The 19,678-nt window shown below is 67.8% G+C and carries 20 protein-coding genes and 1 pseudogene; 7 read left to right on the top strand and 14 right to left on the bottom strand.

Annotated features, from left to right (window positions below; translation table 11 throughout):
- Window positions 1-53 precede the first annotated feature (53 nt).
- Window positions 54-551: a DinB family protein gene (locus GA0070604_RS14520; protein WP_091127124.1), complete on the top strand. Its 498-nt coding sequence runs from the start codon at window positions 54-56 to the stop codon at window positions 549-551.
- 265 nt (window positions 552-816) lie between these two features.
- Here the strand turns inward: GA0070604_RS14520 and GA0070604_RS14515 are convergent, their stop codons facing one another.
- From GA0070604_RS14515 to GA0070604_RS14500, 4 genes are all read right to left on the bottom strand, one after another.
- Entirely contained in the window at window positions 817-1,404 is a 588-nt protein-coding gene (locus GA0070604_RS14515) for a transposase (protein WP_141721428.1), read from the bottom strand.
- Window positions 1,404-1,910 carry a winged helix-turn-helix domain-containing protein gene (locus tag GA0070604_RS14510; RefSeq protein WP_244161722.1) on the bottom strand — a complete coding sequence of 169 codons (507 nt, stop codon included), beginning with the start codon at window positions 1,908-1,910 and terminating at the stop codon, window positions 1,404-1,406. Before GA0070604_RS14510 ends, GA0070604_RS14515 begins: the two co-directional genes overlap by 1 nt.
- Window positions 1,911-1,978: 68 nt before the next feature.
- Window positions 1,979-2,689, bottom strand: coding sequence for a response regulator (locus tag GA0070604_RS14505; protein WP_091118433.1), 711 nt, complete (start codon window positions 2,687-2,689; stop codon window positions 1,979-1,981).
- Window positions 2,686-3,546, bottom strand: a complete 861-nt coding sequence (locus GA0070604_RS14500) for a sensor histidine kinase (RefSeq protein WP_091118432.1) — start codon at window positions 3,544-3,546, stop codon at window positions 2,686-2,688. Before GA0070604_RS14500 ends, GA0070604_RS14505 begins: the two co-directional genes overlap by 4 nt.
- A 235-nt stretch (window positions 3,547-3,781) precedes the next feature.
- Here GA0070604_RS14500 and GA0070604_RS14495 point away from each other — a divergent pair, with 235 nt between their 5' ends.
- Window positions 3,782-5,707 carry a hypothetical protein gene (locus GA0070604_RS14495; protein ID WP_141721295.1) on the top strand — a complete coding sequence of 642 codons (1,926 nt, stop codon included), beginning with the start codon at window positions 3,782-3,784 and terminating at the stop codon, window positions 5,705-5,707.
- 35 nt (window positions 5,708-5,742) lie between these two features.
- Window positions 5,743-6,414, top strand: coding sequence for an ABC transporter ATP-binding protein (locus GA0070604_RS14490; RefSeq protein WP_091118430.1), 672 nt, complete (start codon window positions 5,743-5,745; stop codon window positions 6,412-6,414).
- A 163-nt stretch (window positions 6,415-6,577) separates the two neighbouring features.
- Here GA0070604_RS14490 and GA0070604_RS14485 read toward each other — a convergent pair whose 3' ends face one another.
- Complete coding sequence (locus GA0070604_RS14485) at window positions 6,578-7,096, bottom strand: helix-turn-helix domain-containing protein (protein ID WP_167363468.1); 519 nt, start codon at window positions 7,094-7,096, stop codon at window positions 6,578-6,580.
- Between the two features lie 251 nt (window positions 7,097-7,347).
- On the opposite strand from GA0070604_RS14485, the gene GA0070604_RS14480 reads away from it, so the two are divergent.
- Window positions 7,348-7,923 (top strand): isochorismatase family protein, encoded by a 576-nt coding sequence (locus GA0070604_RS14480; protein WP_091118428.1) that lies wholly within the window; start codon window positions 7,348-7,350, stop codon window positions 7,921-7,923.
- Between the two features lie 139 nt (window positions 7,924-8,062).
- Here the strand turns inward: GA0070604_RS14480 and GA0070604_RS34320 are convergent, their stop codons facing one another.
- From GA0070604_RS34320 to pdxY, 3 genes and pseudogenes are all read right to left on the bottom strand, one after another.
- Complete coding sequence (locus tag GA0070604_RS34320; RefSeq protein WP_377594268.1) at window positions 8,063-8,254, bottom strand: MmyB family transcriptional regulator; 192 nt, start codon at window positions 8,252-8,254, stop codon at window positions 8,063-8,065.
- A 142-nt stretch (window positions 8,255-8,396) separates the two neighbouring features.
- Window positions 8,397-8,585, bottom strand: a pseudogene (locus GA0070604_RS34315) (helix-turn-helix domain-containing protein); the annotation flags it as partial.
- A 297-nt stretch (window positions 8,586-8,882) separates the two neighbouring features.
- Window positions 8,883-9,734, bottom strand: coding sequence for a pyridoxal kinase PdxY (gene pdxY / locus GA0070604_RS14470; protein ID WP_091118427.1), 852 nt, complete (start codon window positions 9,732-9,734; stop codon window positions 8,883-8,885).
- A gap of 464 nt (window positions 9,735-10,198) precedes the next feature.
- Here pdxY and sodN point away from each other — a divergent pair, with 464 nt between their 5' ends.
- Together sodN and GA0070604_RS14460 are read left to right on the top strand one after the other, a co-directional pair.
- Window positions 10,199-10,603, top strand: a complete 405-nt coding sequence (gene sodN, locus GA0070604_RS14465; RefSeq protein ID WP_091118426.1) for a superoxide dismutase, Ni — start codon at window positions 10,199-10,201, stop codon at window positions 10,601-10,603.
- A 163-nt stretch (window positions 10,604-10,766) separates the two neighbouring features.
- Window positions 10,767-12,089 carry a radical SAM protein gene (locus GA0070604_RS14460; RefSeq protein ID WP_091118425.1) on the top strand — a complete coding sequence of 441 codons (1,323 nt, stop codon included), beginning with the start codon at window positions 10,767-10,769 and terminating at the stop codon, window positions 12,087-12,089.
- Between the two features lie 551 nt (window positions 12,090-12,640).
- Here the strand turns inward: GA0070604_RS14460 and GA0070604_RS14455 are convergent.
- Together GA0070604_RS14455 and GA0070604_RS14450 are read right to left on the bottom strand one after the other, a co-directional pair.
- The gene (locus GA0070604_RS14455) at window positions 12,641-12,886 is read right to left on the bottom strand and encodes a hypothetical protein (protein WP_244161899.1); all 246 of its coding nucleotides are present in this window, start codon (window positions 12,884-12,886) and stop codon (window positions 12,641-12,643) included.
- A gap of 456 nt (window positions 12,887-13,342) precedes the next feature.
- Entirely contained in the window at window positions 13,343-13,810 is a 468-nt protein-coding gene (locus GA0070604_RS14450) for a VOC family protein (RefSeq protein ID WP_091118424.1), read from the bottom strand.
- 111 nt (window positions 13,811-13,921) lie between these two features.
- Here GA0070604_RS14450 and GA0070604_RS14445 point away from each other — a divergent pair, with 111 nt between their 5' ends.
- Window positions 13,922-14,914 carry a helix-turn-helix transcriptional regulator gene (locus GA0070604_RS14445; protein WP_091118423.1) on the top strand — a complete coding sequence of 331 codons (993 nt, stop codon included), beginning with the start codon at window positions 13,922-13,924 and terminating at the stop codon, window positions 14,912-14,914.
- Between the two features lie 41 nt (window positions 14,915-14,955).
- Here the strand turns inward: GA0070604_RS14445 and GA0070604_RS14440 are convergent, their stop codons facing one another.
- The 4 genes from GA0070604_RS14440 to GA0070604_RS14425 form a co-directional block, all read right to left on the bottom strand.
- Window positions 14,956-15,780 (bottom strand): AfsR/SARP family transcriptional regulator, encoded by an 825-nt coding sequence (locus GA0070604_RS14440; protein WP_167363467.1) that lies wholly within the window; start codon window positions 15,778-15,780, stop codon window positions 14,956-14,958.
- 269 nt (window positions 15,781-16,049) lie between these two features.
- Window positions 16,050-16,241 (bottom strand): acyl-CoA carboxylase subunit epsilon, encoded by a 192-nt coding sequence (locus GA0070604_RS14435; RefSeq protein ID WP_208602054.1) that lies wholly within the window; start codon window positions 16,239-16,241, stop codon window positions 16,050-16,052.
- On the bottom strand, window positions 16,238-17,803 hold the full coding sequence (locus GA0070604_RS14430) for an acyl-CoA carboxylase subunit beta (protein WP_091118421.1): 1,566 nt from the start codon (window positions 17,801-17,803) through the stop codon (window positions 16,238-16,240). Before GA0070604_RS14430 ends, GA0070604_RS14435 begins: the two co-directional genes overlap by 4 nt.
- The gene (locus tag GA0070604_RS14425) at window positions 17,800-19,569 is read right to left on the bottom strand and encodes a fatty acyl-AMP ligase (protein ID WP_091118420.1); all 1,770 of its coding nucleotides are present in this window, start codon (window positions 19,567-19,569) and stop codon (window positions 17,800-17,802) included. Before GA0070604_RS14425 ends, GA0070604_RS14430 begins: the two co-directional genes overlap by 4 nt.
- Window positions 19,570-19,678: the final 109 nt, after the last annotated feature.

Below are 19,678 nucleotides of genomic sequence, written 5' to 3'. Positions count from 1 at the left end.
GACGCTCGATGTCGGCTAGTTGCTCCAGGGCCACGGTCTGGCATGCTTCGCCCATGCCTTCCTACCCGCCTACCTTTGCCGATCAGGTCGTCGCACAGCCAGCCCGTCTCCAGATCGAGGCGTTCCTCGACGAACACCGCAGCGCGCTCAATCGCTGCTTGGACGGGCTGACGGAGGAACAGGTACGCCGATCGTTGGTGACCTCCCGGACCACGCTGCTGGGTCTCGTGAAGCACGCGACCTTCGTCGAGAAGGTCTGGTTCGACGAAGCCGTCACCTGCCGGTCGCGTGCTGAGATCGGCATCCCCGCCACGTCAGAGGAGTCGTTCATCCTCGATGACGACGACACGATCGCCACCGTCCAGCACGCACACCGCGAGGCCTGCGAAGCATCACGTCATGCGACGTCATCCCTGGGTCTGGACGACATCCTTCACGGGCACCGGCGGGGCCCGCTTCCGCTGCGGTGGGTCTATCTCCACGTGCTGCGCGAGCTCGCCCAGCACTGTGGGCACGCAGACATTCTTCGAGAGCAGCTCATCAACGAGTAGTGCGCGGACATCCCCACCACATAGTGAGCACTGCGCAGTGTGACGCGGGGCTGAGTCCTTCGGTGGGAGCCGGGCCGGTTGGCCATCGCCCCGCTGTCCAGCCAGGACCACGACCAGGGCAGGTAACCGGCATTGAGGGAGGCGGGACGCGACCTGCAAAGGGCGGCCTGATCCTCGCCGAGATCATCGCCCGGCACGGGTACCCGGTGATGGGCCGTGTCCGATTCGCCTCGGCACTGGCACTACAGAGGTTGAATGGTCAGGGTTACGGCGGTTCTGGGTCGAGGGTTAGACCGGTGTGGGTGAGAAAGCTGGTCAGGAGGTCGGGGCGGTACTGGATGCGCTTGAGCCGGTTCTTCACCACCGCGGCGAGGTGGTCGACGCCGGTCACGGCGAGGTTGCCCAGGCTGCGTTTGAGGTGTGACCAGACGCCTTCGGTCGGGTTGAGGTCGGGGGCGTAGGCGGGTAGCTGGATCACGTGGAGCCAGTCGCGGTTCGCGACAAGTTCGCGCATGGCGACGCTGACGTGGGTGTTGAGGTTGTCCCAGATCAGCACGATCGGCGCCTTGAGGTACTGGTGAGCGGCATCCAGCAGGGCGGCGTAGTCCGTCTCGGCGAAGCTGCGCCGCTCGCCCTTGCGGGGACGGTGGACCTTCACCCGGTACAGCAGGCGCGTTCGTTGTCCGGGCTTGACGCAGACCAGCCCGGCCACCGAGATGCGGCCGGAACCCTTACCGGACATCGGGATCACCGGTGTCCGCCCACGTGGCGCCCAGGTCCGGGCCTTGGACGGCCGAAGCGTGTGACCTGCCTCGTCCTCGAAGCAGATCCACGCGCCACGCTCGGCCGCCATCATTTTGCCTGCGGCCACACCTCCCGCCGCCAGGTCGCGATCGCCGCCTCGTCGCGTTCGACCGGCCGATGCTTGGGCACCTGCGGGCTGAACCCGATCCGGTGCAACAACAACGACACCCCGCGCAGGGTGTACCGCTGCCGGAACAGCCGGACGATCAACTCCGCCACCCTGGCCAGGGTCCAACGCTGGTCCTCGGCCCAGCCGTGCGCGGCCGGCCCCTCCTCCAACGCGGCGGCAAGCTGGTCCAGTTGCTGGCCAGTGAGCCGACACGCCGAACCTGAAGGACCCTTCGACGCCAACCCAGCCGCACCGTCGGCCAGCCACCGCCGCCGCCACACGTAGACGGCGTTGTGCGACACCCGCAACCGCCCGGCGATCTCCGACACCGACACGCCCTGACTCAACAGCGCCGCCGCCTGCAACCGCACCGCCTCACGCCGGACCCGACCCTCGGCCGTCAGCCCACCACCATCCGGATAGCGCACCCGAACCAGATACGCCATCCACCGGCCACGGTCACGTCGACACGCCGCATCGACCACACCCTAACCCTGACCATTCAACCTCTGTATCAATCGGACATTTCGCGGTTACGGTGTCGTGGCCTGACGAGACCGGCGTCGTAGGCGGCGATGACGAGGTGCGTACGGTCTCGTGCAGACAGTTTGCTCAGTAGATGCGAGACGTGGGTCTTCACAGTCTTGATCGAAATGGTGAGATGCCGGGATATCTCCTCGTTCGACAACCCCCGGCCGATCAGTTCGAGAATCTGGGTCTCACGACCTGTCAGATTCGCCCCCAATCGACCGACCGCCTCCTGGGCGGCACTTTGTGGCGGGATGCTTATGTAATGCTCGATAAGTCGAGTCAGAATTGCGGGGGCAAAGAGGGACTCTCCGGCGTGGGTGCGCTTGATGGCATCGAGCAGTTCGTTGGGGCGCGTGTCTTTGAGGAGGAATCCGCTGGCTCCGGCCCGTATCGCCTGGTAGACATACTCGTCCAGTTCGAACATGCTCAGCACAAGCACCCGAGTGTGGGACAGGTTTGCGTCTCGGCAGAGGCGCCTGGTTGCCTCGATTCCATCGAGTCGCGGCATCCGGACGTCCATGAGGACCACGTCAGGTCGAGTGGCGCCAATGGTATCGATTGCCTCGATTCCATCGCTGGCTTGGCCCACTACGGCCAGATGCGGATCCGCATCGATGAGGGAAGCGAGGCTTTGGCGCAGAAGGAGGTGGTCATCGACCAAGACCACCTTGGCTGCATCAACGGTCAGTGTCATCGCGCATCATCGGGGATCGTGGCATAGAGGCGGTAGCCGGAACCGCGGGGACCAACTTCAAGCGTTCCACCGACACTCTTGATCCGCTCACGTAGGCCCATGAGGCCGTGGCCGACTCCGGGTTTGCTGGACCATCCCGTACCCGGTCCTTCATCATCGATGATCACTACGATCGTTTCGTTCTCACGGAGCAGGGACACCTGAACGCGGGTGGGACCAGCGTGCCTGGTGACGTTGGACAGGCCTTCGCGTATGACTGCGCAGACTACCACCTGCGTACCAAGTGACACGGCTCCCAGGTCGGGCTGATCCAGGTCGACGTCGAGTCCGGCAGATTCCGCATCAGCGATGATCGCGGGCAGAGACTCCAGGTTCTCGGTGGGGTGTCGCGGGGCTATTTCCTCGGGATTGCGCAGAGCTTGGAGCATGCGACGCAATTCGACAGTTGCTTGCCTGCTGACCTCCTCTACGTCGTCAAGAGCCTCCAGGAGCGACCGTTCCGCCGCTCGTTGGTCTTGATTCGGGTGTTGGGAATGCAGGTGCCTGGCGGTTGCCGCCCGAACTGTGATCATCCCTAATCCGTGGGACACGATGTCGTGCAGTTCCCGGGCGATCCGCACGCGTTCGGCCAGCACCACCCGAGAAGCCTCCCACCTGGCAAGATCGGCTTCATGGCGCGCCCTTTCCCTACGGATTTCCAGCAGAGCCCAAATGATGATTCCGATAGCGCCGCCGATAGCAAGGACCGCCCAGGCACGGGCGGTGAGACCAAAGACGAAGGACGCCGCCATTACGACGAGAATCACAGCGACCACGACCGGCCAAATGCGCGCCCGGCGCACACCCCGCTCATTCATCCCCCAATGATACCTACGCCACAGGTAACGGCATGGGTCTCAGGTCTGACAGACCTCGGACCCAGGCCGAAGAAAATGCCGGGCCACGGTCCGATGGCGGGCATGGCGAAGCCACGTTGAATGAACTCAAGAAATGAGGGCCAGGATCCGGCCGGATCAACGACCCTAGAGGAAGGGACGGCAGAGCAAATTGAGGTCACTACACGGCCGGGTCGTGGCCGGCGTTGCTGTGGTCGTGTTCGCGCTGATGGCGGTGCTCGCGGCGGTGTTCACCGACCTTCGGGACCGCTCGTTGCCGCTGGAATCGGGCGCATCGGCGGCGGTGACACTGGAGTTCAGCGAGTCGGGACTGAGTGACCAGGAGGCATTCGCCGAGCTGGGCCGGTTGAGCGATGAGCTGAACCTGGGGCTGGTCATGGTGACAGGTGATGTCGGGGCCGATCAGTCCGGCCAGGTGCTCACCGTGGTAGGCGAGCGCAGAACGCTACCGGCGCGCCTCGTGCGGTTCGGGGACCTGCCAGACGTGCAGGTGCGTGGGCCGGAGGCTCTGGAGCATTCAATCGCCGATGGCCACTACCTGATCACCGGTGACGAGGCAGGGCGGGTCGAACTGCAAGAGTGGCTGACACAGCGGCAGGTAGGCCAGTTCTGGAAGTCGGACGGGCACGGCGCGACCCTGCGGATGATCGCTATCGAAGGGGCGTTCGCCGCCTGCTTCGTCGCCACGGTGGTCCTGCTCGTGACGGTGGCGGTCTACTGGCTCGCCGCACGTGCCCGTCAACGTGCGCTTCGGGTACTGGCCGGGACGGCACCGAGCCGGATCGTGGTCGAAGACATCATCGGGCTGACGGCGCCGATCACTCTGTCGGCGCTCGCGGTCCACGCGGTTGCCGCTGTCTATGTCGCAGTCGCTCACGGGTCCGGGTTCTTGCCGTATTTCATGACCACCCTGGCGCTGCTACAGCTGCTGGTGGTCTTCGCCACCCTGGCGGCGGTCGTGGTGCTGTCGGTGGTCTCCTGGCCGAAGACGGCAGCGTTGGCCCGGCGGGAGCCAGCCGTGCGCCGCTATCGGCCTGTAGCCACCGCGATGAAGGTGCTGACGTTCGTTCTGGTCATCTCCGCGGTGGCCCCGGCCTACGGTGCGTTGCGTGCGGCTACCGCGGCCGCTGACGAGCAGGCTCAGTGGCGTCTCCTGGCAGACCAGGTCGGCCTGACCTTCCGGCTAGGTGCGAACGAGGGGGAGTTCAACGAGATCAAGGGTCCGGTCACCTCGGTGGCGCTGCGGGCCGAGCGGGACGGCGCGGTGAGCCTGTCGCACGCCTGGTCAGCGGACGACCTCAACCTCAGCGGGCAGGAACGCCAGAGCTACGGCGGCCTGGCTCTGGTCACCCAACGCTGGTTGGATCTGATCGAGACCGACCACACTGACCTCACCGCGGTTTCCGTCGGTGATCTGCCCCAGGCGGTGCGGAGCTTCCTGCTGCCGAGCCTTGAGATCTGGCAGCGCGACACCGGCGCCGACCCCGGAGAGCTGGTCGAGGCGGTGAGCTACTACCGCTTCGATGGTGAGCTGGCGTTGCCTGTGGTCGGAAGCGGCAGTGGACAGTTGGTCTTCTTCGATCGGGTTGTCCTGGCGGTCGTGCCCGAGTTGGGGATGTTCAACGAAGACTTTCTCGCCTCCTCCGCCACCTCGTCGAACCTGATCTTCACCGGTCTGGAGGCAACCCAGCAGTTGGTGGCCGAGGAAGGGCTCACCGGCGCGGTACGGGTGCAGTACATGGCCGAGGACGGGCTGCTGCTCGCTCAGTTCTTGGCCTACTTCGCATGGCTGCGCGGCATCTCCCTGGCCGCGATGTTGGCTGCGATGGTGATCTCTGCCGCGGTCGGCAGCGTCATCTCAGCCGTGTTGGATAACCGTCGGGACTATCAACTGCGCCTGGCCGGCACCTCGGCGGTACGCATCCTCGCCAACCGGCTGGCCCCCGAAGTCGCGGTAGGGCTGGCGCTCGTCGCAGCCATCTTGGCGCTCACGCTGTGGCGTGACTCGCCCGGAACGCCTCTGATCATCACCGCCGGCTCCCTCGGACTGGCCATCTCCGCGCTGTGCCACTTCGCCGCGCGCAGATGGATGTTTTCCGCCGTCATCAACAGGACCGTCTAGCCCACATGCATCCAGCCACTGAAAGGCGTACGCACATGCTCATCGAAGCCCGGGGAGTGAAAGTCCGCATCGGCTCTCGCACGGTGTTCGACAACGTGGCAGTCACCTGTGAAAGCGGGCAGATGACTGCCCTCATCGGCCCGAGCGGGTGCGGGAAGACGACCCTGCTGCACTGCCTCGGCCTGCTCCAGCAGCCCACCCGCGGCCAGGTGCGCATCGACGGTGTCGAGACCACCGGCTGGAGGGATTCGGCACGGCGGAAGTTCTGGCGCCACCACGCTGCCTTCGTCCAACAGGACTACGGCGTGATCGACGACGAGACCGTCGGGTTCAACGCCACCATGCAGATGAGCATCCTGGGCCGGCGCCTCCCCGCCGACCAGCGACGCCTCGACATGGCCCTGGAACGCACAGGCCTGCCCGGCCGCAGCGCCGAACTCGCTGCCCACCTCTCCGGGGGCGAGAAACAACGCCTGGCGATCGCCCGAGCGATCTACAAGAGTGCCGACGTCCTCTTCGCCGACGAGCCGACAGCCTCTCTCGACCCGGACAACCGAGAACATGTCACCGCACTGCTGCGACAGCTCGCCGATAGCGGCACCACGGTCATCATCGCCACTCATGACGAACGACTCGCCACCGCCTGCGACAAGACCCACGACCTCGCCTCCCCGCCCAACGGGACGGGGACCGCGAGCGCCGGGTGATCGACCACCCCTGGTACCCGACGTCTCAGTGGGTGTATCTGGCGGGCCGGTCGGGCGATTGAACGAGATCAAGTACTGCGCCATCTCCTGGCTCCCTTGCCTGGTGGCTCTCCCTGGCCGCCTCTCGCCTGTACTACGAACGGCTCGGCCCGGATCCGACGCGCTATGCCAGAAGAATCTTCGCGGAGTCTCCGCCGCTCGGCGCCTGCGGCTGTTGAGCAACTCGACGCCCTCCTGACGTGCATTGCAGCCAGCGCCGAGGGAGGTCACCGGCCTGCAGCCGGGACTCCCCCAGCCAGTACGTCGCCCAGCAGGCCAGATCCGGCAGTGCGTACCCGGTGGCGTCCGTGCAGATCCGGGCGAACATCTCCTCCGCGTGGGCGATCTTGCCCTGGGACAACGCGCGCCGGGCCTCCTGCAGGGCATCGGCCATCGCCGTGGCGGCGCCGGGTGGCCGGCCGTGGCGCAGGTCGTCCGGGTCCACGCCGAGGCGCTGCGCGACGTGCGCCAGCAGCCGGTCGCCGGGATTGCGGACGCCTCCCTCCACAGCGGCGAGGAAAGCGCGGCTGTACTGCGGCTCCGCGAGCTCACGCTGGGTCAGCCCCCGCTCGGTACGTAGCCGACGGATACGCGACCCGACGCTCTCCTGTCCGCCGGCTGCATCGGCCCGCCGTGTCGTCACGTCACCTCCTCGCCCCTCACACCCTACGCGCACCGGCTGGTCGAGGTCAGCGCGAAGATCGCGGTATCCGGACGACGTCGCGGCGGGTGGCGATATCGATGACGGTGGCCAGATGCAACCAGCCGGCACCGACGCGCGGGTAGGGGTTAACCAGGGAAGCCTCTTCCCTGCCACGTGGGCGATGAGGGTGCTGCGATGTGACGCAAGGCCACCAGCAACGGGGCAACCAGGAGACGACCCGCGGAGTTCTGATGTCACTCAACCTGTTCACGCCTGACGACACCGCGATCCTGCTCATCGACCACCAGATCGGCACGATGAGCTGGGGTCCGCTCCACCGATCACGCCGAGATGCTGGCCAACGCCGTCGCGCTGGCCAAGGCTGCCAAGGCCCGCTCGTCCTGACGACGTCTCTGGAAGACCACGACCAGGGTCCCCTGGCTCCGGAGATCGCCACCGTCGCCCCCGACGAGTACGCCGCCCGCATTCAGCGCACCGGCGTGGTCAACGCCATGGACGACCCTGCCTTCGCAGCCGCCGTGGCCGCGACTGGCCGCCGCAACCTGGTCATCGCCGGAGTCACCAACGACGTCTGCACGGTGTATCCGACCCTGACCGCGCTCGACCAGGGCTACCAGGTCCAGGTCGTCGCCGACGCCGGAGGATCGATGAGCACCCGGGCAGACGAGGTCGCCCTACGGCGGATGGAGAACGCCGGCGCGGGGATCACCTCCACCAACATGATCCTCACCGAACTCGCCAAAAGCTGGGCCAGCCCCGCCGGCCAGGCCCTGATCCCGATTGTCGGCGAGTTGATCCCGTCATGACCGCAGGCGGTGCGGACCCGCTTCTCCCGTCATACGGCGCCCCGCAACGGAACATCTCTCAGCGCCCTGGACATGGACGGCATGGTCGCCTTCGTCCACGCACGCCTGCACCCCAACGAAGTCGACCCGACGGTCCTGGTCAGGTCGCCGTACGCAGGCGCTCGAGCCGCTCCGCGGCTTCGCTACCGGCCGCCCCCGTTAGAACGACCACCTTCAGGTCGGCGTCGGGGACGGTCAGCGTGTCGCTGTCGACGGTGATATCGCCGACGTCCGGGTGGTGGACCGTCAGAACAAGACTCCGGTGCGCCGCGGCGCTGCCCTCGGCCCACAGCTCGACGAACCGTGGGCTCTCGTTCCGGAATGTGGTGGCAGATCCTTCCCGGGCCGGGCGGAGCCAGGCCGGCGGCCCGATAGAGCAGGTCGGCCTCGGTGCGGTCGAGTTGCAGAGCTCGCGCCAGGGACGCGACGACCTGGGGCGATGGCGTCTGCCATCGCCCCTGCTCCAACCTGGTGATGTAGTCCGAGCTCACGCCGGCCAGTTGTGCCAGCTCCTCCCGGCGCAGCCCCTTGGTGCGGCGACGCCCGTATGAGAGCAGCCCGACGTCCGACAGGACCAGCCGCTCCCGCCACACCCGGATCAGACTGGGCGAGCGAGTGGACATCTGCGGACACTCCGCCATCGTATGGGTGGTCGGGGACATCTCAGAGCCTCGCCGTCCTGGAGCGCGCTCGACGTGGAGGGACGGGCGGCACCACGGCTGGCTGGTGACCCGACCATCACGTTCGCCGCCAGGTCCGCCGAGCACCCGCTGCCTCCCCCACCCGTACGCGACCTGCTCGCCGAGGGCTCCAGCGCGGACGTACGCATCGGGGTCCTCAGCCGCCGAGGCACTCCCGAGCCGGTACGCCACCGGATCGGTGGCGCACCCTCAATCGTCGTGGGTGTACACGCGTCGAGCTCAGCGCAACTGCTTGGCGCTGAACTGCATGCGCGGCGTAGCGTAGAACTCCTGGGCCTGCACCAGCTGGAGCTCACGCTCGCCGGACCGGTAGGTCATCTCGATCAGGTCGAAGACGCTGGAGGCCGTACGCTCCAGCGACAGCGCCGCGTTCCCGGTCTTGACGTAGTGGGCGGTGAACAGGGCCGCCGTGACGTCGCCGGACCCGTTCGCCTTGAACGGCAGGTACGGGGTGGTCACGAGCCAGGCTCCGGAGCCGTCCACGACGAGCATCTCGATCAGGCCCTCCTCCCGATCGGGGCGCTCCACGCTCGTGACCAGCACGGTCGAGGGGCCCATGGCGCGGGCGAGGTCGGCCGAGGCCAGGATCGATTCAATGCTCGCCGGCTCGGTGCCGGTCAGGAACCCAAGCTCGAACTGATTCGGGGTGATGATGTCCGCCACCGGCACGACCCGGTCGCGCAGCAGGCCAGGGATCTCCGGTGCGACGAAGCACCCGGATTTGGCGTTGCCCATGACGGGATCGCACGCGTAGAGCGCCGAGGGGTTCGCCGCCTTCACCCGACGCACCGCATCGAGGATGACGTCGCCGATGCCCACCCCGCCCTGATATCCGGACAACACGACATCGATCTGGGGAAACACCCCACGCTCCTCCACCCCGAGGAGAATCTCCGCCACATCCGGCGGCGGGATGAGCGGCCCCCGCCAGGCGCCATAGCCCGTGTGATTGGAGAAAGCCACCGTCGGGACGGGGACGACTTCGACACCGATGCGCTGCAGCGGGAACACGGCCGCGGAGTTCCCGACATGACCGTGAGCGACCACCGACTGGATGGACAAGACCTTCATCGCCCCAGCCTAGAGAGGCAACACGGGCTGCATGCGCGCGGCGGCCCCGGAACCGGATTTCCGCCGGGGAAGGCACTGCCCGTGACCGACAGTGACGGAATCGAACCGGTCATCCGGCTCTCGGCCGCAACCTCTTCGGCGTCAAGAGACGTCCAGCCGGCGGGCGTACCCATGGGCCCCAGCCGGGGAATGATCAGCGGTTCCGGTGGTGCGAAGCTCCGGTACGCCCGGGAAAGGACCGGTCGAGGAAACTGCGCCGCTCCGCATCACGGGAGGCGGAGCACGCGCGGCAGGTCACGTCGCTGCCGGTCCACTCCACTCGCCTCACGTGTTTGACATGAAGTCGGGTTGAGGTTCTAGCGTCGTGTTGTGGATCAAGGAGCGGTGGGGGGTCCGACAATCGCCCGCAGCACTGTTCGTCACCTCGCCGCCCGAGAGACAGCATCATCAACGGAAGGACTCGGATGCGACTGGCGCACCTTCTTCGCCCACGCACCGTCGTGAGCGCCCACTGCGATCTTCCCTGTGGGGTCTACGATCCGGCACAAGCTCGGATCGAGGCCGAGTCGATCAAGGCCATCTGCGAGAAATACCAGGCCAGCGACGACGCGGAGTTCCGCACCCGGGCCCTGATCCTGAAGGAGCAGCGGGCCGAGCTGGTTAAGCACCACCTCTGGGTGCTGTGGACCGACTACTTCAAGACGCCGCACTTCGAGAGGTACCCCGAGCTGCACGCCCTGTTCAACGAGGCCACCAAGTTGGCCGGAGCCAGCGGCGCGAAGGGTTCCGCCGACCCTGGTGTAGCGGACCAGCTCCTCGCGAAGATCGAGCAGATTTCGAAGATCTTCTGGGAAACCAAGCAGAACTGAGCCTCAGCCGCCAAGAGGTGCCTTCCCGGCATGCCCCTGCCGGCCAGGCACCTCTTGGCGGCGGCACCGGGGACATCCAGCCCAACTATGATCGGACCGCTAGCTCCTCATCTACCTCGCCTCGCCGACGAGGCCCTTCGCGTAACCCGTTCAGGAGGGGCGCATGCCATCACGTACCGATCTCATCGAAGAACTCATGGGGCGGTTTCCTCACGTGCCGCGCGAGGCGGTGATCAAGGAGGACCTGCTGCGCGGTGGCCTGGCCTTCGACGAGTCGGCGCTGACGGACAACGAGAGCGGTGACGTCAAGCCCAAGTCGTACTTCATCTTCTCGTTCGATCACCGGACACTGCCGGAATTGGGCGCCGCCGCCCTGCGCCGGCCGCCGGAGGAGATCGTGCTCACCGGGGGGCCGTACGGACTTCGCCGTACGGTGGTGTCGGTCCGCATCAACCCCGACTCGCCGTATCGGGTCAGGCCCGACGACGACGGGCGGCTCATGCTCTTCCTCGACGGACGGGCGATCAGTGAGGTGGGCCTGCCCCCGATGCCGGACTACTACCGGCACACGCTCGCCAACGGCAAATCGGTGATGGAGGTCGCCCCCACGATCCAGTGGGGCTACCTCATCTACCTGACCGCGTTCCGGGTCTGTCAGTACTTCGGCGCCAAGGAGGAGTGCCAGTACTGCGACATCAACCACAACTGGCGCCAGCACAAGAAGGCCGGCCGCCCGTACACCGGTGTCAAGCCGGTGGATGAGGTCCTCGAAGCGCTGGCAATCATCGACAAGTACGACACTACGCGGGCATCACAGGCATACACGCTCACCGGCGGCAGCATCACCTCCAAGGTCGAAGGGCTGGCCGAGGCCGACTTCTACGGCCGCTACGCACAAGCGATCGAGGAGCGGTTCCCTGGTCGGTGGATCGGCAAGGTGGTCGCCCAGGCTCTGCCGCGGGCCGACGTGCAGCGCTTCCACGACTACGGTATCCGGATCTACCACCCGAACTACGAGGTGTGGGACAAACGGCTCTTCGAGCTCTACTGCCCGGGCAAGGAACGGTACGTGGGCCGGGAGGAGTGGCACCGGCGCATCCTCGACTCCGCCGAGGTCTTCGGGCCGCGCAACGTCATCCCGAACTTCGTCGCCGGCGTCGAGATGGCCGCCCCGCACGGCTTCACCACCGTGGATGAGGCGATCGACTCCACCGCCGAGGGCCTCCAGTACTTCATGTCCCGCGGGATCACCCCTCGGTTCACAACCTGGTGCCCCGAGCCGACCACCCCACTCGGCCGGACCAACCCGCAGGGCGCACCGCTCGAATACCACATCCGACTTCTGGAGATCTACCGGGCGATCATGGAGGCGAACGGCCTGTCCAGCCCGCCCGGGTACGGCCCTGCCGGCCCCGGTCAGGCGGTCTTCTCGGTCAGCTCGTTCATGGACACCCTGCCCGCGGAAGCGGCAGCACCTCGAAACTGAACGAGATCCCCGCCTGGGCTCTCACCCCGACGGCCTCCTCAAGGTCATGTCGCCACGGGTGCCGGTCGCGACCTGATCTGTAGCCGATCCGGCAGCGGCACCGGATGACGACGACGGGCCGGGCACGGAGCATTGGGCGGCACCCCCGGTCCCCGCGCCGCACCACCCGCACTGGGCCGCCTGGCGGCAGCAGCCGCACCGGCCAGTGACCGGGCGGCGGGGCGTGCGCGTCGTAGCGGCTCGCCGCTGAAGCCCGCGTCTCCGCCCCCGCGGGGATCGGCATGGTGGCCGCCCGGTCTCGGGCTTCGGTTTCTCGTCGCAGGGCCGATCTGGCACACCCTGGGCGTTCGGCGCGGGACCGATCGTTTCCGCCGCCGCATGACTAATAGGCGGCGGCACTATCGCTCTCGTCGAGCCCGTCTCGCGGCATCCGTTGGGAGTAACTCGACCGCCCCACCAGACATTGTCTCAGGGGCGGCGCCTCTGCCGACAGGCCGCAGGGCCCACGGCGAGTATTCGCCGCAGGCCCCGCAACCCGCCAGTCTCAACAACTAGCCCTGGGTCTTCACCAGGAACGCGTACCCGATCACCTTCGTGCCGTCCCAGTTGTACATCGGATGGCACGCCTGCGGCTTCGTCCACGACGAAGCGTACTTTGGCCGGGCGTCGTTGCATGCCTTCAAGGTTGGGTAGATCGGGCTGGTGTAGTCCGCATACGCGGGCGCGGCCAGGCCGAGCACCAGCGCGCTCGCAACCGAGGTCGCGGCGACGAGGTTGCGGACCCGAGGTCGGCGCAAAGCCCTCAACTTCTTCTCCCATTCATCGTGCTCAGTCTGCGTCCTACTGTCGGCAGCCGCTTCCGAGGAACGCGACAACCGTGATCACGATAGGTGGGCGACGCAAAGCCGGTATCCGTGCCGCCGCCCCGACCAGAGCCGGGCGCGAGGGACGGTCGGGCGACCTTCAGGCGCGTGACCACCTCCGCCTGACGGGCCACCGAGGTGGTGGCGAGGTCGACGTGATCCTCGCCGTCCACCCCGGAACGTCAGCGGTGGCGCCCGAACTGGAGTCGCCGTTCGACGCATCGGAGATCGGACATACGGCGAGGTCTCCGGGTAGATGGTCCGGCAACGAAGCCGGATCTGAAACCGGAGACCCATGAACACCCTTCGGTGGCGGGGCGGTTCGACCTGACCGAGTGCAGTGGGCGCCTGGAGGCATCGGCGCCTCGTTTCGTTGCCGGAGGGCGAGGGTCAGACGTTGGCGTACTGGGCGGCGACGTCGAGGATCCAGGTGATGCCGAAGCGGTCGGTGAGCATCCCGAACGCGGGTGCCCACCGCGCCGGGCCGTACGCCTCGACGACGGTGGCGCCATCAGCCAGCTTCTCCCACAGCGCGCCGACCTCTTCAACGGTCTCACCCCGGACGGACAGGAAGAACGGCTCGCCGGTGAGCGTCATGCCGTTCTCGCGCCGCGTCGAGGGCACCGGCGCGATGCCAGTTCCGGCCTGGCTGGGCACGTCGTAGGCCATGACGCGGAAGCCGTCGTCGGACGCGACCTGGCCCCAGACGACCTTGCTGGCGTCGGGCAGGTCCTTCGGCATCCCGAAGTCGCCGTACGTGATGACCATGATCTCGCCGCCGAACACCGAGTGGTAGAACTCCAGCGCCTCCCGGGCGTTGCCCCGAAAGTTGAGGTGGGCGGTGGTGCTGATGCTCATCAAGACTCCTGGTGAGAGTTGTTCCCGGTCCGGTGCCCGGCCGGCGTCATCACCAAGGTTCGACGACGTAGGTGACAGGCTGTGGCACCTACTGCCGATAAGTTCAATCTCATGCCGAAAACCGCCGGTCGACTGCTGGCCATGCTGTCGTTGCTGCAGACACGCCGCGACTGGCCGGGCACGCTGCTGGCCGAGCGGCTCGACATCAGCCTGCGGACCGTGCGCCGCGACGTCGACCGGCTGCGCGAGCTCGGCTACCCCATCGCCGCTGTCAAGGGCCCCGACGGTGGCTACCGGCTCAGCCCCGGCACCGAACTACCGCCGCTGCTGTTCGACGACGAGCAGGCCGTCGCCCTCACCATCGCGCTGCAGGTCGCCGCCGCCACCCTGGGCGACGACACCGGCGAAGCGGCAGCACGGGCGTTGACCACCATCCGGCAGGTCATGCCGTCCCGGCTCCGGCACCGCATCAACGCCCTCCAGATCACCGCCGTCGAACGGCCCGCCACCCGACCGGCCGCCCCGATCGACGGTGACGTGCTCCTGGCGATCAGCTCCGCCGTGCAAGCCCACGAGATCCTCCGCTTCGACTACGGCTCCGAGACCGCGGACAGGTCCCCGCGCCGTGTCGAGCCGCACCACGTCATCACCTGGGACGGACGCTGGTACCTCGTCGCGTGGGACCTCGACCGGTCGGACTGGCGCACCTTCCGCGCCGACCAGATAACCCTGCGCATCCCCAACGGACCCCGCTTCACGCCCAGGGAACTGCCCGGAGGCGGCGTGACCACCTTCGTCACCGGCAGATTCCGCGGCGCCGACGACGGCACCATCGGCTGGCCCTGCCAGGGCACCGCGATCCTCGACCTGCCGGCCGCCACCGTGGCCCTCTACACCCGCGACGGGATCGTCGAGGAGCTCGGCTCGGACCGTTGCCGGATCACTCTCGGCTCCTGGTCGTGGCCCAGCCTCGCCGCCGCCATCGCCCGCTTCGACACCGAGATCGAGGTTGTCGGCCCCGCCGAGCTTGTCGGCGCCTTCGGGCACCTCGCCCGCCGCTTCGCCAGGACCGCCGCCGGCCCCACTCCCGGCAGGACTTCTTGATCGGGCTACTCGCTCATGCCGCCGCGCCACCGGGCGCACTCCTACGAGCACACGGGTTCGGCCCGGCGTGGCGCCGACGCGGCGCTGGCGGCCAGCCGTACCGCCGGCTCGCCCCGGAGGATCTGCTGGTAAAGGTTGGTCAGTTCGGCGCTCGGCTCGACACCGAGACCGTCGACCAGGCCCCGACGGGCGGTGGCGTAGGCGCGCAGGGCACCCTGGACGTCACCACTGTTGCCGCACGCCACCATCAGCTGCCCCCACGCCCGCTCCCGGTACGGCTGCCCCGCGAGGAACTCGTGCAGCACGACCCGCGCCGCCTCGTACTGCGTCAGCTCCAGCAGCACGGCGACGTACTCCTCGACCGCACCCAGCCACTTCGCGGTCAGGGCGCCGGCCCGTCCGGAGAGCATCCGGCCCTGGGGGACGTCCTGCATCGGCGCGCCCCGGTACAGCGTGACCGCCCGGCGCAGGCGCCCGGACGCCGTGTGGGGGTCGCCCGCGCGTACGGCGGCGCGGGCCCGTTCCAGGTGCTTCTCGAACGCGAACACATCCACCTCAACGGGTACGTCGCCGAGTGCCAGCTGCCAGCCGTTGCGCCGCTGGATCAGCAGCCGGCCGCCGTCGTCGTCGTGCGTGCTGTTCGCCAACCACAACCGCAGCTTGGACAGGTAGTTGCGCAGATTCGCCGCGGCGGACGGCGGCGTCACGTCCCCCCACAGCTCACCGACCATGCGCTCGCGGCTGACCGCGGCACCGGGTTCGAGCAGCAGCAGTGCCAGGAGTGTCCGCGTCTTGCCAGCGGGAACCGCCAGCACCATCTCGTCGCGTCGCGCCCGGATCGGGCCGAGCAGCTCCAGTGACAGCATCGCATTCCCCCTCGATATTGCCAGGCATAGATATTCTGAATGGGCGCGCGTGATCGACAAGACACCTCGAACGATCTCGAACGCTCCCGGACAGCAGATCGCCGGCACGCGGAGGGGCAGCCCGCCGGACACACCCGACGGGCGCCCCGGTCCGTCGACTCTCAGCGAGATCACACCGGAGATCCCGATGTCGCGAGCAGGCGTACGCGATCCGCACCGCAGTCTCGCCCCGGCCGGCGATCGGCACCTCACGCATCGCGACCCCTCCGTCAGAAGGCGGTGAGGCCGCGCCGCCACGCGTTCGGACCGCGATGCCTCACCGGCGGGGTGAGCCATCGGACCCGGTCGCGTCGGGGTTCATCCGGACTCTCGCCGGCGGTCAGGGTGGCCAGAGCGATGATCAGCGCGGCCAGCTCCTCCTCGCTCGGGTTTCCCCGCAGGACGCGAAACGGGCCGTTCACAGCGGAATGTTTCCGTGCTTGCGCGGCAGCCGGGCGACCCGTTTGTCCCGCAGCGCCCACAGCGCACGCGCCACCTGCGATCTGGTTTCCCGGGGCATGATCACCGCGTCCACATAACCGCGCTCCGCTGCGACATAGGGACTGCACAGCGTCTCCTCATAGTGCGCGCGTAGCCGGTCGCGCTCGGCCGCCGGATCCGCGGCCACACTCAGCTCCCGGCGGTAGAGCACGTTCACCGCGCTGTCGCCGCCCATGACGGCGATCTCCGCGGTCGGCCACGCCAGGTTGACGTCCGTGCCAAGGTGCTTCGAGCCCATCACCCCGTATCCGCCGCCGTAAGCCTTCCGAGTCACGACGGTGACCATGGGGACGGTTGCCTCGGCGTAGGCGTAGATCAGCTTCGCACCCCGGCGGATGACGCCGCCCTGCTCCTGACCGACACCGGGCAGGAAGCCGGGAACGTCGACGAACGTGACGACCGGGACGTGGAAGGCGTCGCAGGTGCGGATGAACCGGGCTGCCTTCTCGCTGGCGTTGATGTCCAACGCGCCAGCCAGCCGCATCGGCTGGTTGGCCACCACGCCGACGCTGTGCCCATTGACCCGGCCGAAGCCGCAGATCATGTTGCTGGCGAACAGCGGTTGCACCTCGAGCAGCTCGCCGTCGTCGAGCACGCTGTGGACCACGTGGAGCATGTCGTACGGCTGGTTGCGGTCGTCGGGGATCAAGGTGTCCAGCGCGAGGTCCACCTCGGTCGAATCCGGCAGTTGCGACGGACCGAAGACGGGCGGGTCCTCCTGGTTGTTGGCCGGCAGGTAGCCGAGCAGGTGGCGGACGTACTCGAAGGCGTCCGCCTCGTCGACGGCCAGGTAGTGCGCATTGCCCGAGATCGTGTTGTGGCTGCGCGCCCCACCGAGCTGTTCGTGGTCCACCTCCTCGCCGGTGACGGTGCGCAGGACGTCCGGGCCGGTGACGTACATGTGCGCGATCTGGTCGACCATCACCACAAAGTCGGTGATCGCCGGGGCGTACACCGCTCCGCCTGCACATGGACCGGCCATCAGGGAGATCTGCGGGATCACTCCGGAGGCCTGCACGTGCCGCTTCACCAGCTCTGCGTACAGGGCGAGGGACACCACCCCCTCCTGGATACGCGCGCCCCCGGAGTCGTTGATTCCGACGATAGGGCAGCCGGTGCGGATGGCCAGGTCCATCACCTTGATGATCTTCTCGCCGTACACCTCGCCGAGGCTGCCGCCGAAGACGGTGAAGTCCTGCGCGAAGACGCAGATCCGGCGCCCGTTCACCGCGCCGTACCCGGTGATCACCCCGTCGCCGACCGGTCGTCTGCGCTCCATGCCCAGGTTGTACGACCGGTGCCGGGCCAGTGCGTCAAGTTCCACGAACGAGCCGGGGTCCATCAGGCCGTCGATCCGTTCGCGGGCGGTGAGCTTGCCCCGCTCGTGCTGCCGCCGCACGGCCCGCTGGTCGAACGGCTCGCTGGCCTCGGCTCGCCGGCGGGCCAGCTCCGCGAGCCGATCGGCTGTCGTCGGGCGGCTCATGGCAGCGTCACTACCTGGGCCTGCGGGGCGTTGCGGGCCACCGGCACGAAGTCCCCGTTGAGATAGCGGGTGCGGCAGGCACGGCGCTGGACCTTGCCGCTCGACGTCTTGGAAAGCGCGCCGCGGCGAACGACGAGGATGTCGTCGACGGTCAGGCGGTGGCTGTCCCAGATCGCCGTGGTAATGCGTTCGACCAGCTCCGGCGACGGCGTCGCCCGCAGTGCCCGGCCGTCCACCTCCACGACGACCACGAGCCGTTCAGTCATGCCGTCGTCGACGGAGAAGGCGGCCGTGCAGTTGGGGTGCAGGTTCGGTGCGACGGACTCGACGGTCAGCTCGATGTCCTGCGGGTAGAAGTTGCGGCCCCTGCGGATGATCACGTCCTTGAGCCGACCGGTGATGTAGAGCTCGCCGTCGTGCGTGAATCCGAGGTCCCCCGTACGCAGGAACGTGCCCGGTACGCCGTGTGCCGTGGCCCGGAAGGTCTTCTCGCTGTCCTGCGGGCGACCCCAGTACCCCATGGCGACGCACGGGCCGCTGATCCAGACCTCGCCGACCTGGTCGGGTGGGCTCGGCCGCCGGGTCCGCGGGTCCACGACCCGCACAACCGTGCCCGGGACGGTGACCCCGCTGCTGACCAGCGGGGTGGCGGCCGATGACTCGGGGACGACCTCCACCCGGCCCTCGCCGAGCGCCTCCGGGGAAACCCACAGCGGACGGGTAGGACGTTCCGGGCGGCTGCCCGTCGCCTTCAGGGTGTTCTCCGCCAGCCCGTAGCCGGGGCACATGGCGCGCGGGTCGAACCCGTTGCCGGCGAAGGTCCGGACGAACTCACGTATGGTCTGCCAGCGCACCGGTTCCGCGCCGTTGGCGGCCACCCGCCAACTCGACAGGTCGCCGACCCCCGTCATGCGGCCCTCGACGGCGGCGCGGACGCAGAGTTCGTAGGCGAAGTTCGGTGCGGCGGAATGTGTCGCGCGGAAGCGTGCGATCGCCTCCAGCCACCTGGCTGGCCTGCGAATGAACGAGTCGGGTGCCATCAGCACGGACGGAACACCGGCCCACAAGGGCAGCACCACACCGAACAACATGCCCATGTCGTGGAACATGGGCAGCCAGGAAACGACCCTGCCGTCCGGCTCGCACGGCCACAACGCGTCCGTCTCGGCCGCGTTGCTCAGGAAATTGGCATGGGTGATGACCGCCCCCTTCGGGTCGCCGGTGGACCCCGATGTGTACTGCAGTAACGCGATGTCCTGGGGCATCGGCCACTCGGCCGGTTCACCGGCCGGCCCGGTCAGCTCTGCGCCATCCACAAGGGATGTCCCGGTCAGCTCGGGCAGATGCCCGAACTGCTCCTCAAGCGCGTGCTTGACCGGGCCGGTGGTGAGCACGGTCGTCGCGCCCGCGTCGTCGACGATCCGCCGCAGCCGGCGCACGGCGTCGGCGCGTCGGGGGACCTGCACGGGTGCTGCGGTGACCCCGGCGTACATGCAGCCCAACAGGGTGCGGATGAACTCCAGGCCGGACGGGAACGCGAGCACGGCGTTACGCCCGGACAGACCGTTCTCGGCGAGCGCGGCGGCCCGGCCCAACGCCGCCTCGTACAGCTCGCGGTAGGTCAACGACTCGACCGGAGTCTCGCCGTCGCTCAGGAACACGTAGGCGGTCGCATCCGGTTGTTTCTCGCTGCGTATCCGCAGGAGGTCGGGGAGGGTGCCCAGTACACCGGCCCCGACACCCCGATTCGACCCGATGGTGGTCATGATGTGGAAATCCCCTTTCCCTGTCTTGAGTACCCGCGGGTCTAGGCGGGGTGCTCGTCGGCGACCGGATGGTCGATGGCCGGCCGCCCGGCTCGTTGCGGTCCAGCAC

It is taken from the genome of Micromonospora eburnea, from assembly GCF_900090225.1.
GTDB lineage: Bacteria > Actinomycetota > Actinomycetes > Mycobacteriales > Micromonosporaceae > Micromonospora > Micromonospora eburnea.
The sequence above is the reverse complement of the archived record's forward strand: the minus strand, read 5'-3'. Positions and strand labels throughout refer to the sequence as shown.